The 12,485-nt window shown below is 35.1% G+C and carries 12 protein-coding genes; 10 read left to right on the top strand and 2 right to left on the bottom strand.

What is annotated here, in order from left to right:
• Nucleotides 1–143: 143 nt before the first annotated feature.
• On the top strand, nt 144–1,088 hold the full coding sequence (locus OD90_RS04355; protein WP_144667117.1) for a calcium/sodium antiporter: 945 nt from the start codon (nt 144–146) through the stop codon (nt 1,086–1,088).
• Here the strand turns inward: OD90_RS04355 and OD90_RS04350 are convergent.
• Nucleotides 1,085–2,704 carry a M1 family metallopeptidase gene (locus tag OD90_RS04350; RefSeq protein WP_144667114.1) on the bottom strand — a complete coding sequence of 540 codons (1,620 nt, stop codon included), beginning with the start codon at nt 2,702–2,704 and terminating at the stop codon, nt 1,085–1,087. The two genes, OD90_RS04355 and OD90_RS04350, sit on opposite strands and share 4 nt — an antisense overlap.
• Nucleotides 2,705–2,943: 239 nt before the next feature.
• Between OD90_RS04350 and OD90_RS04345 the strand changes: the two genes are divergently transcribed.
• The 6 genes from OD90_RS04345 to OD90_RS04320 all read left to right on the top strand — a co-directional run bounded on the left by OD90_RS04345 (nt 2,944) and on the right by OD90_RS04320 (nt 6,146).
• Nucleotides 2,944–3,453: an RNA polymerase sigma factor gene (locus OD90_RS04345; RefSeq protein WP_144669634.1), complete on the top strand. Its 510-nt coding sequence runs from the start codon at nt 2,944–2,946 to the stop codon at nt 3,451–3,453.
• Nucleotides 3,440–3,874: a hypothetical protein gene (locus OD90_RS04340; protein ID WP_144667111.1), complete on the top strand. Its 435-nt coding sequence runs from the start codon at nt 3,440–3,442 to the stop codon at nt 3,872–3,874. The genes OD90_RS04345 and OD90_RS04340 overlap by 14 nt, the downstream gene beginning before the upstream one ends.
• A gap of 15 nt (nt 3,875–3,889) precedes the next feature.
• Nucleotides 3,890–4,426, top strand: coding sequence for a DUF4252 domain-containing protein (locus OD90_RS04335; protein ID WP_144667108.1), 537 nt, complete (start codon nt 3,890–3,892; stop codon nt 4,424–4,426).
• Between the two features lie 3 nt (nt 4,427–4,429).
• Nucleotides 4,430–4,978 (top strand): DUF4252 domain-containing protein, encoded by a 549-nt coding sequence (locus OD90_RS04330; RefSeq protein WP_144667105.1) that lies wholly within the window; start codon nt 4,430–4,432, stop codon nt 4,976–4,978.
• Nucleotides 4,979–5,203: 225 nt separating this feature from the next.
• Complete coding sequence (locus tag OD90_RS04325) at nt 5,204–5,599, top strand: TerB family tellurite resistance protein (protein ID WP_144667102.1); 396 nt, start codon at nt 5,204–5,206, stop codon at nt 5,597–5,599.
• Nucleotides 5,600–5,711: 112 nt separating this feature from the next.
• Nucleotides 5,712–6,146, top strand: coding sequence for an Hsp20/alpha crystallin family protein (locus OD90_RS04320; RefSeq protein WP_144667099.1), 435 nt, complete (start codon nt 5,712–5,714; stop codon nt 6,144–6,146).
• 178 nt (nt 6,147–6,324) lie between these two features.
• On the opposite strand, the gene OD90_RS04315 is transcribed toward OD90_RS04320, so the two are convergent.
• Nucleotides 6,325–7,335 carry a glutamine synthetase beta-grasp domain-containing protein gene (locus OD90_RS04315; RefSeq protein WP_144667096.1) on the bottom strand — a complete coding sequence of 337 codons (1,011 nt, stop codon included), beginning with the start codon at nt 7,333–7,335 and terminating at the stop codon, nt 6,325–6,327.
• 273 nt (nt 7,336–7,608) lie between these two features.
• Here OD90_RS04315 and OD90_RS04310 point away from each other — a divergent pair, with 273 nt between their 5' ends.
• The 3 genes from OD90_RS04310 to OD90_RS04300 all read left to right on the top strand — a co-directional run bounded on the left by OD90_RS04310 (nt 7,609) and on the right by OD90_RS04300 (nt 12,477).
• On the top strand, nt 7,609–9,792 hold the full coding sequence (locus OD90_RS04310; protein ID WP_144667092.1) for a glutamine synthetase III: 2,184 nt from the start codon (nt 7,609–7,611) through the stop codon (nt 9,790–9,792).
• 468 nt (nt 9,793–10,260) lie between these two features.
• Nucleotides 10,261–11,802: a hypothetical protein gene (locus OD90_RS04305; protein ID WP_144667089.1), complete on the top strand. Its 1,542-nt coding sequence runs from the start codon at nt 10,261–10,263 to the stop codon at nt 11,800–11,802.
• Nucleotides 11,803–11,922: 120 nt separating this feature from the next.
• The gene (locus tag OD90_RS04300; protein ID WP_144667086.1) at nt 11,923–12,477 is read left to right on the top strand and encodes a hypothetical protein; all 555 of its coding nucleotides are present in this window, start codon (nt 11,923–11,925) and stop codon (nt 12,475–12,477) included.
• Nucleotides 12,478–12,485: the final 8 nt, after the last annotated feature.

Genomic DNA, 12,485 nt, shown 5'->3' with positions numbered 1-12,485 from the left:
TGTATTTGCCTTTTGATAGGAGTATGCTTTCGCGAAAGCGTAGATTGCTAAGATTTCTACAAGAAGATAATCATGTCTATCTCATAAGAACCTTTCATGATTGAGTTTATGAATTGAGTATCTTCGCTCCCTAAAATTAGTTTATGAGTATATTTTATATTTTGGCTGGATTTGCGCTGCTTGTAGTAGGAGGGGAGTTTTTAGTTAGATCTTCTGTGGGTTTATCTTTTAAGTTGAATCTTTCAAAAATGGTGATAGGGCTTACGGTAGTTTCTTTTGCCACTTCTGCACCAGAGTTATTAGTGAGTGTTCAAGCTGCGCTAGAGGGAAGTCCAGATATAGCACTTGGAAATGTGATAGGTTCTAATATTGCAAACATCGGATTAGTTTTAGGAGTTACTGCCATTATAAGTTCCTTAGGTGTCGATAGAGATTTTTATAGGTTTAATTGGCCTGTGATGGTATTATTTTCTATAGTTCTATATTTCTTGTTAGCTAATGACGGGAAACTTACAGCAAGTGAAGGTATAGGTCTTTTGTTAGGGCTTGCTGTCTATTTATTTTTTTTGATACGTCGTGCAAGAGGTGCTCAAAAAGCGCACTCCGAAGAGGTAGACGAACAATTAGCTACAACGTCATACTTTAAAATAATTATATGGCTGTTAATAGGTGGTGCAGCATTATATTTTGGGTCTGAGTGGCTTGTAAGGGGAGCTAAAGATCTAGCTTCGGCAGTAGGAATAAGTGAATATGCTATTTCGGTCACTGTTATTGCTATAGGAACTAGCGTTCCAGAGCTGGCAGCCTCTGTAATTGCTGCTCTTAGAAAAGAAAAAGCTATTTCCCTTGGTAACTTAATAGGGTCTAATATATTTAATATCGCTTCAGTACTAGGTATCACGTCTCTTATAAAACCTATAAATGTAATTGATCCAATTATTCTGGAGACTAATATTTTTTGGATGATAGGTTTTGCCGTTGTCTTATTGCCACTAGCATTTGTTCCTGTAAAATTAGAGTTAGGTAGATATAAAGGTTTGTTGCTTCTGGGTGCTTATTTGCTTTTTGTGGCTTTGACCTTTATTTAAATCTTTCTAGTTTGAAGTAAAAAATCATCAGAAATTGTTACTTGCTCTGTATTTTTTGGGATGGATAGTTTTTTCCACTTGTCAGTTGGAGTAACCCATTTTCTTGAACCATCAATGCTAATTTCTAAGGGCATGGTAAAGCCACGATTAGCATTATTAAACCGATAAGTCATTTCTTTTTTATCAAGCTTATATTCAAAAATTGGAATTTTACTAGATCGTAAATATTGATCAAAAAAGGGTGCTAGTTCAATGTCTAACTTTTCAGCAATATAATTTTCAATCATCGCAGTTGTAACTGTTTGATGATAGAATTCTGAGTTTAAACCCCTTAATACAGTTCGCCATAACTCATCATTATTTGTGATAGCTCTTAGTGTGTGTAAAATATTTGCACCTTTAAAATACATATCACCACTGCCTTCACTATCTACTCCATAACTTCCTATTATAGGCTTGTCGTTACGAATAGCTCTTCGCTGCCCAATAACATAGGAAGCGGCAGCTTCTTTGCCAAAGTGATAATCTAAATAAAGATTTTCTGAGTAGGTTGTAAAAGATTCATGAACCCACATATCTGCAACATCTTTGTTGGTAATATTATTTGCAAACCACTCATGCCCAGATTCGTGTATTAAAATATAATCAAACTTTAGACCTTCTCCAGTTCCAGATAAATCCCTTCCTAAATATCCGTTTTCAAATTTATTACCATAGGTAACTGAGCTTTGATGCTCCATACCTAAATATGGAACTTGAACTAATTTAAAACTGTCTTCATAGAAAGGATAAGGACCAAACCAGTGTTCAAAAGCTTCCATCATCATAGGAGCTTGTTTAAATTGCATACGAGCCTTTTCTTCATCTTCTCGCAATACCCAATAACTCATATCTAGTGCACCTTTCTCACCTTGATAGACCTCTTTAAAATTTATATAGTCCCCTATATTAATGTTTACTCCGTAATTGTTGATGGGATTTTTTACAGCCCAATGATAGGTCTTTGAGTGCGTAGAACTGTCAACTCCTACAAGTCGTCCATTAGAAACAGCTACCAGATGTTTAGGAACTGTTATATGCATATCAAGACTGTCTACTTCATCTGCTGGGTGATCTTTATTAGGCCACCAAATACTAGAACCTATTCCTTGATTTGCATTTGCAATAAAGTCTATTCCGTTACTATCTTTTTCCCAAGTGAATCCTCCATCCCATGGTGCGTTTTTTGCAATGCGTGGTTGCCCTTCAAAGCTTATCATTAAAGATTTGAGCTCTCCTTTAGCTTGATGATTTTCTATTTGTATAAAATGAGCATCTCCCTCTGAGCGTATATCCAAAGCATTTCCATCTTGCATTACTGCTGTAATTTCCATTGGGTCTTGAAGATCAATTTGTAATTCCGTAGCCCCTTCCTCTAAGACTTTATATGTAATGATATTTGTACCTAACAAAGTTTTTGAGGCTGGCATTACCTCTACAGATAAATCATAATGAGTAAGATCCCACCACACTCTTTGTGGAGTAATAGAACCTTTCAAGGTGTCTTGTCTTGAAGGTGCTTGAGCAGTTGCGCTTAAAGCGAAAATTGTAATAGCAAATAAAATGTATAGTCTCATTATATAAATATGTGTAGCTACACGAAAGTAACCAAAGTTCTTTAGAATTATAGTCAAGAATCTTGCCGCAATATAAATACTAGTATCGTGAGTTTTTAAAATTAATGAGCATATTACAAAAGCATGAAGGCGAATGGTAATGGTTTTAAACTTTCACGAAAGCGATATAAAATATTGATAAAAAATATTTGTAACAAATCTCAAAGAGCATCGTCTTCCTAGTAACTAACCAATTAATGATGAACCAAAAATCGTTCATAACACTAATTAATCCTTTTAAAGATAAAGTATATCGTGTGGCCAGACGTTTACTAATATCTGATGATGAGGCGCAAGATGCCACACAAGAAGTGTTGTTGAAGTTGTGGACAAAACGTTCTGAAATTAAAAAATATCGCAGTGTTGAAGCATTTGCTATGACTATGACAAAAAATTATTGTTACGATAAACTCAAGGCCAAGAGTAGTAATAATCTTAAAATTGTTCATAATAATTATGAAGATCATTCAGGAAATACTAGTAAGCAAATTGAAGTCGCAGACGAGGTTGACTTACTTTTTAAGTTAATGAATCATCTTCCTGAGCAACAGCAACTCATTGTACAAATGAGAGATGTTGAGCAAATGGACAATGCAGAGATAGCAGAAATACTGGGCATGAAAGAGGTGGCTGTAAGAGTAGCTCTTTCTAGAGCTAGAAAATCATTAAGAGAGGCATTGATAAAAAAAAGAAATTATGGAATACAGTAGAGCAAAACTTTTACTGGATAAATACTTTGAAGGAGAAACAAATCTCACAGAAGAAAAACAGCTTAGAGATTATTTCTCTAGTAAAACTGTGGCATCAGAGCTTGCAGAATATACTCCATTGTTTTGTGCATTTACAAAAGCAAGTGAGTTAACGTATGACATCCCGTTTGAAGAGCCAAGAAGGAAAATGCCACTTAAATATGCTGTAAGTATAGCTGCTGTAGCTGTAATAGCTTTTGCCTTGTGGATACAGGGTTTCCACAGTCAAACAGATATATCCACAAATTATGCAAGTGACGAATTAGCCATTTTAAAAACCAAACAGGCTTTAGGAGTCATGTCTCATATGATCGCAAATAGTACCACTCAACTAGAGGTGGTAGAAGAATTTGATAAAGCATCTAGTAGTCTTTTTAAATAATTAAAAAATAAAAAAATGAAAAAAATAGTAGTTACACTAATGTTAGTCTTTGCAGCAACCATAGGTTTTGCACAAAGCCCTTTTGATGCCTATGAAGATGTTAAAGGAGTTGCGTCTATCGTAATGAATCAAAAAATGTTTAAACTTTTAAGTAAAGTAGATCTTAATTCTTCAGACCCAGAGATGCAAGCTTATATAAACCTTGTAGACAATCTTGATAATGTAAAGATGTATACCAGTGCAGATGCTAGCTTAATTAACAAAATGAATGCAACAATGAAGTCGTATGTATCAAGTAGAAACCTACAAGAGTTAATGCGGGCAAATAAAGATGGGAAAAACGTAAAATTTTATTACAAAGAAGGTACGAGTGATCAGTATGTAAAAGAATTTGTAATGTTTCTTAACGGAGATATGGATGGTGAAAACCGAACTGTGTTTTTTCAAGTTACTGGTAACATAGATTTGAAACAAATTTCTAAACTAGCTCAAGAGTTAGATTTTAAAGGGAGTGAGGCGCTTAAAGAAGTTGAGAAAGCTAAAAAATCATAAATTATGAATGTACTTATAAAATACACCCTTGCAGGGATAATAGCTATCATAACTCTTTCTAGTTGTAGTAATGAGCAATCATTACAAGAGTATTATGTTGCAAACCAGGAAAATAATGATTTTATATTAATTGATGTTCCTACAAGTTTAATAGGAGATCATATGGATCGTTTAGATCAAGAACAACAAAAAGTGTTCAAGACAGTACGCAAAATAAATTTGATGGCTTACCAAACTAAAGGTGGTGATACCGTAAAAATGCAAGCTGAACGCGATAAAGTTAAGAACATACTCTCTACAGATGATTATGAAGAGCTTATGAAGGCAAACTCTGATATGGGTTCTATGCGTTTATATTTTAAAGGAGATGAAGATGCTATAGATGAAGTTATTTTCTTTGGCGCAGATGAAAATAAAGGATTTTTACTAGCAAGATTATTGGGTGATGACATGAATATTGGTGATATGATGAAACTTGCTCAATCACTAGATAAAGCAGATGTAGATGTATCCCAGTTTTCTAGTATGATGGAAGTTTTTGACAACAAATAATTTGTTGAACATGTAAAAGCTATTTGGCGATAGTTTTTTTGAAAAGCACCTCTGTGAAGGTGCTTTTTTTATGCTTTCGAATAAGCTAATTCCTCTTTTAAATTACAAATGATTGCGATGATAAAATATTAAAAAAGTGCTGCCTAAGTTTCAATAATATCTGCTTAAAATAATTTTTGAAAATAACAATTAAAGGTATCTTCGTTTTTAATAAAAAAGTATATTATGACTGAAGAAAACTTACAGATCATCTCAGATATGATCGCAATGGCAAAAGCAGATGCAGTAATAAATGATGATGAGTATGAATTTATATTACTAGTGGCGCACAAGCTCGATGTGGATAAATCTAAAGTAGATGAGCTTATAGAAAAGCCTATTAAGAAAACAGTATTTAAGTCAGAAATTGAGAGAATTACTCAATTCCATAGATTAGTGCTAGTCATGAATGTAGATGCACAAATTCACCCTTCAGAAACGGATACTTTGCGAAATTACGGTTTGCGTTTAGGTGTAAGACCAGATGCCATAGAACAGATTTTAAGCGAGATGAAAACTCACAAAAATAATATGATCCCAGCAGATCGGATGGTTGAAATCTTTAAGAAATACTATAATTAAATTGACATAAAGTCAGTAATTAAACACTAAAATCAGTCATAATGTCATTAAGTTTTTAATGGAATTGAATTTGCTTATTTGCTATCAAGTTCAACAATTAAAAATTATAATTATGACATTAGTTAGAAAAAATACAGCTCCATACTTACCATCAGTTTTTGACGAATTATTAAATACAGATTGGTTAGGAGGTAGAGTAAATAGTCCTACTGTTACAACTCCTGCGGTAAATATTATTGAAAAGGATAGCGCATTTGAACTTCAAGTTGCAATTCCGGGTTTTAAAAAAGAAGACTTCAATATCGAGTTAGATAATGACCTCCTTACCATTTCGTCTAAAGAAAATGATGAGATAGAGGGAAAAATTGAAGGTAAATTTACCCGTAAAGAGTTTCATTATGCCTCTTTTAAGCGTTCATTCAATTTGCCAGACTCAGTAAATACAGCACAAATAGCTGCTTCCTATGAGAGTGGAATATTAGCATTAGAACTCCCTAAGAAAGAAGAAGCGCAAGTACAGCCATCTCGTATTATCGAGATTGGATAACGATCATTGATTGGTTGATTAGTTTGAGTTGGGGTTCTTTAAGGAGCCCCTTCTTTTTTTTAGATATAAATGGATATGGTAAAATGTTGTTACGCTTTCGCGAAAGCGTATATAGTTTATTTAAAAAAAAAATGCCCAACTTTAAGTTGGGCATTCTACATAAAATATATGCTAGATATTAAATATTTGCGCTTTTTACAGTCTTAACGATGCGACCTGCAACTTTATATGGGTCTGCGTTTGAAGCTGGACGACGATCTTCTAGCCACCCTTTCCATCCTTGCTCTACTGTTATAATCGGTATACGGATAGAAGCTCCTCTGTCTGAAACACCATAAGAGAAATCTGTTATAGATGCTGTTTCATGATCTCCTGTTAGACGTTGGTCATTGTAGGCTCCATAAACTGCAATATGCTCTTTTGTGACAGGACGGAAAGCTTCACAAATCTTTTCGTAAGTCTCTTTAGATCCGCATGTTCTTAGTACTTCGTTTGAGAAGTTTGCGTGCATACCTGATCCGTTCCAATCTCCCTTTACTGGTTTTGGGTGGTATTCTATGTGCCAGCCATATTGCTCAGTAAGTCTGTCAAGTAAATAGCGTGCAATCCATATTTCATCTCCAGCTTTCTTTGCTCCTTTTGCAAATAGTTGAAACTCCCATTGTCCAGAAGCTACTTCTTGGTTGATTCCTTCAAAATTTAATCCTGCATCGATACAAAGATCTGCATGTTTTTCAACAAACATACGGCCATGTGTATTTTTACCACCTACTGAGCAGTAATACATACCTTGTGGTCCAGGATATCCACCTACTGGGAAGCCTAAAGGTAATCCTGTTGCATTGTCCATGATAAAGTATTCTTGCTCAAATCCGAACCAAAACTCATTATCTCCATCGTCTATTTTTGCCCTGTGATTTGTTTCGTGAGGCGTACCGTCTGCACTTAAAACTTCGGTCATGACTAAAAATCCATCTTTACGTAGTGGGTCAGGATAGATCGCAACTGGCTTAAGAAGACAGTCTGAAGATCCTCCAGAGGCTTGCTTTGTAGATGATCCATCAAAAGACCATACTGGGCAATCTTCTAACTTACCGCTAAAATCGTTTACAACTTTCGTTTTACTTCTTAGGTTCTGTGTAGGCTCGTACCCATCTAACCAAATGTATTCTAGCTTTGACTTATTCATGCCGATTTAAATTTTTTAGGTTTATGACTGCAAATATAAAAATTTGTTTTAATACCGTATGTTTTATAGGGTGTATTTATATAAAATTATATATTTTTTATGAACACCCATTATTTTTTGGGGGTAGTTTGGTTTAAAATTATATTTTTTAAAATCTTGTATATTTGCATTCGGTTTTCATAATGATATATAATGATGCTATTATAGTATATATAGGTATTAAGCTTAGGAAATCTAATGACTAGAACAAGGTTCTATTATAAATGATATGTTATGCCAAAATTACGTTTTCAAGCACTTCACGATATACAGAAGCGCACAAGAGTGCCTTTTGATGCTAATCAAAAGCCAGTTGATCTTTTTAGATCAAACGTTTTTGATGAAAAAGCAATGCGTCAATACCTCTCAGCAACATCATTTGATGGTGTTCAAAATGCAATTAAAAAAGGTGACAATATAGATCGCGTGAGTGCAGATGCTATTGCGACGGGAATGAAAACATGGGCACTAGAAAAAGGAGCCACTCACTACTCCCATTGGTTTCAGCCACTCACTGGCGCTACTGCAGAGAAACACGATGCTTTTTTTGAAATTACAGTAGATGGTCACGTTATAGATAAATTTGACGGAGCCCAGTTAGCACAACAAGAGCCAGATGCATCTAGTTTTCCAAACGGTGGTTTACGTAATACTTTTGAAGCTAGAGGGTATACCGCTTGGGATCCTACATCCCCTGCTTTTTTGTACGATAACACCCTGTGCATTCCCACTGTTTTTGTGGCATATACTGGCGAGGCTTTAGATTATAAAACCCCACTACTTAAAGCTCTCAATGCTATTGACAGTGCAGCTACAGATGTAGCAAGGTATTTTAATAAAAATGTAAGTAAAGTAACAGCTACTCTAGGTTGGGAACAAGAATTTTTTCTTATTGATGCTTCTCTTGCAGCAGCAAGGCCAGATGTTACCCTCACAGGACGAACACTTCTAGGGCATGCCTCTGCTAAAGGGCAGCAACTAGATGATCATTATTTTGGGTCCATTCCTAGTCGGGTACTTACTTATTTAAAGGAATTAGAATATGAAAGTCTCCGATTGGGTATACCTGTAAAGACTCGCCATAATGAAGTAGCTCCTAATCAGTTTGAGATAGCTCCAGTTTTTGAAGAAGCAAACTTGGCTGTAGATCATAACGCTTTATTAATGGATGTAATGGAAAAAATTGCCCAGCGACATCATTTTAAAGTACTATTTCACGAAAAGCCCTTTGAAGGGATAAATGGTAGTGGGAAACATAATAATTGGTCATTAGCTACAGATACAGGTGTGAACCTTTTAAGTCCAGGTAGCACGCCTATGAAAAACTTACAGTTTCTTACTTTTTTTATTAATACCATAAAAGCTGTTTGTAGGCATGAAGAATTGTTACGAGCTTCTATAGCTAGTGCAGGTAATGACTATAGACTGGGAGCAAATGAAGCCCCACCTGCCATCATTTCTGTGTTTATCGGTTCACAGCTTACTAATGTACTTAATGAATTAGAAAAGGTAACAGATGGTAAGCTTTCACCACAAGAAAAAACAGATCTTAAACTTAATGTTATAGGGAAGATACCAGAAATATTGCTAGATAATACAGACCGTAATCGCACATCTCCATTTGCATTTACTGGCAATAAATTTGAATTTAGAGCTGTAGGTGCCACCGCAAATTGTGCAAACCCCATGACTGTGCTCAACGCAATTGTTGCTCAGCAGCTTATTGACTTCAAAAATGAAGTAGATATCTTAATTGATAAAAAGGACATGAAAAAAGATGATGCCATATTTAACGTATTACGAGAATATATAAAGGAGAGTAAAAAAATACGATTTGAAGGAGATGGTTATGGTGATACTTGGGAGAAAGAGGCAAAAAAGCGAAAATTAAGTATTAATAACAATACAGTGGTGGCACTTAAAGCCAGAATTTCTAAAAATAGTGTGATATTATTTGAGGATCTTTCTATTATGAATTCTGTGGAGATAGAAGCTAGGTATGAGATTGAACTTGAAGAATATACAAAGCGTATTCAAATAGAAAGTAGGGTGTTGGGTGATATAGCTCGCAACCATATCATTCCTACAGCATTAAGGTATCAAAATGTACTCATAAAAAATGTGCAAGGTTTGAAAAATATTTACGGAGAGGAGTATCTCGCTTTCGCGAAAGCGCAAACACATATTATAAAATCTATTTCAGAAAAAGTTGCAGCTATAGATAGTCTTATTGTAGAAATGACCGAAGCCAGAAAAAAAGCAAATATTCTAACGCTAGAAAGTAAAGCTGAAGCATACACTATGCAAGTTAAGTCATACTTTTTACTAATAAGAAAGCATTGCGATAAGCTAGAGTTGTTAGTAGAAGATGAGCTGTGGCCACTGCCAAAGTATAGAGAATTACTTTTTGTGAATTGATTGAAAGAGCCCTTATCTATAAATTGTTGAGAGACGTTTAAAATTTAAAAAATTGATTTACAGGCGTTTATGTTAAATAATTAAATAATTTCCAATCAACTGTCTTTTCGATTTATAAAAAATTATGAAAATAGCGTAAGAAATTTCTTTAGGATATTAAAACTATCTTAAAACAGGGCAAATGCCCCTCAGCCCGCAAGCCTTGAAAAATAAGGTTTTTTTCAAATTTCCAAATTTTCCGACTTTCCGTTCATCGAAAAATTTATTTAACAAACTGACTCATAGCGGTTTTATCTTAATTTAGCTGTCATATTACAAATTATTCCTCCCTCTTGTAATAGTATTTCTCCCCCATTATAATTAAAATAATTAAAGACACACAGTAATTTAAGACTATGTACTGTTGAGTTTTATAAACACGTATTTATTAACCATTTATATACTTAATTATTAATTAAACTTTTTATTATGAAAAAATTATTATTTGGTGCTGCGGCACTCATGTTAGGGGGAGTTGCCCTAGGTCAAACAACTTCAGAAGGTTCTGAAGCAAATTTTGTAGACACACCAGTTCTTGTAACTGCAGGATTCCCAACGATTGATGCATCAACTATAGAAACAGCAGATGCTCTAGCACCTTCTTTATTAGCTCCTATTCCTGGTCCTAATACAGGGTATTCAACACAAAATGGAAATAACAATCTTGTAAGAGCTCGCCAGGCTGGTGATCTTAATTCCATGTATGCAACACAAGATGGAGATGGAAACTTAGTATCAATGCGTCAAACAGGAGACACTAATAATGGTGGCTTTTTTGTAAGTGCTATTGATAATGATGCACAGTCAAACCAGTTTGGAGACAACAATGATGGTCGTATAGAACAGCAAGGCGATTATAACGATGCTCAGGTGTATCAAGAGAATACTGGAGCTGCTGGTTCAATGGGTAACTCTGCAGATATTCAGCAAGGAACAGCAGAGAATGCTGAGAACAACTATGCAGGTATTGATCAAAGAGGAAATGAAAACTCTGCTAGAATCCTACAAACTTGGGACAATAGTGATGCACTCGCACTACAGAGTGGTACTGGGAACACTGTAGAGATTAAGCAACAAGCAGATCCTGAAAACAGTTTAGGTCAAGAAGCACTCTCTGAGCAATTAGGTAGTGACAATGAAGGGCTTATAAAACAGCTTTCTGATGGAACTTCTGGCCGTAACTATGCTAGATTATTTCAAGAAGGAAATAATAACAAGTCTGATCAAACTCAAACCACTTCAGATAATGTGTTAGGAAATGAAGCTTTAGTTAATCAAGGGAGTAATATCCTTCTAGATGATGCAAACACAGCAGCTCAATTTGCAGCGGTTAATGCGGTGGATAATATTTCTAATGGTATCGAGAGTCAAGTTTCTAGTTATAGTGAGGCTATTCAAGTTCAGTCCGGTCATAGCAACTTAGCAGAGACGCATCAATTTGGTGACGGCAATAGCGCGGCTAATGGCGATTACTCTAAGCAGGTTCAAGATGGAGAAGGTAACGAAGCGTATGCGTTTCAAAACATTTTTGGGTCTCCAACAGGACGTGGTAATTCTGTCGAACAAACTCAAATGGGAGATGATAACTACGTAGCAACAGGACAAAATGGACGTCGTAATGACATTACAGTACTTCAAGATGGGGATGATAACTACGCCGTTTCTACTCAAAGAGGTAGAGATCACATAGTAGATGCTCATCAAACAGGATTTTTTAATGCATTAGAAACTGCACAAAGAGGAGATATGAATACAATTGTTGTGCGTCAAGATGGCGACATAGGACAAAGCTGGAAAGCAGAGCAAAATGTTCCTGGTGGACTTCCTGATGGAGGAAATACGCTTGATGTTTTCCAAACTACTGGATTCTCAGGGATTCTTCCTGCTATAGGAACATCTCAGACTGCTAATATGGTTTCTAGAATGGCTTTACAGGCACCTCAAAGTGCTCGTTCAGGTTCTGGACTTTAATAAAAGGTTTACTGCATTATTGAGTTAAATCAATAGCAGGATTCTCAAAAACTTGGACATACTTAATACAAGTATGTCCAATGTTTTTGAAATATGAAACAATTTGATTTTAAAAATAACATGAAAAATTATATCGTATTAATAATGTATCTATTTGTAGGCTTCAGTGTAACTACTGCGCAAACCTACAGTAGTGATACTGATGAAGACACAGAGCTTTCTAATCAAGAACTTATTCAGAAGAATATCTTACAATATGCTAACCTATCTGACTTTGGTATAAAAACTCAAAAAAATCTGAGAAATGAGACTATCGAGGGTAATAGCGTTTTTATCACGCAAATAGGTGAGTTAAATGCAGCAGCCATCAATGTCAAAAGTGAAGCAAGTGAAATAAAATTAGTTCAGGATGGAGATCAAAATTTTGCAGGATTGGACTATGTTGTAAAAACGGTAATTACAGAGATTCAACAAAAAGGTAATAGGAATACCGTATTTGATATCATAAACAATGAATTTGCCGATATTTCTTTAGATCTAGAGCAGCAAGGAAATGACTTGAATTTTCAAAGATTAGGTTCTAATAGCTTAACAGAGTCATTACAATTTGTACAAACCCAGGCCTCTCCTTCACTAATTATAAGAAGTAAAACGTACGGAAATCCAGATAATTAATCATAAGT

This window comes from Dokdonia sp. Hel_I_53 (assembly GCF_007827465.1).
In the GTDB taxonomy this organism is placed as follows: domain Bacteria; phylum Bacteroidota; class Bacteroidia; order Flavobacteriales; family Flavobacteriaceae; genus Dokdonia.
The sequence above is the reverse complement of the archived record's forward strand: the minus strand, read 5'-3'. Positions and strand labels throughout refer to the sequence as shown.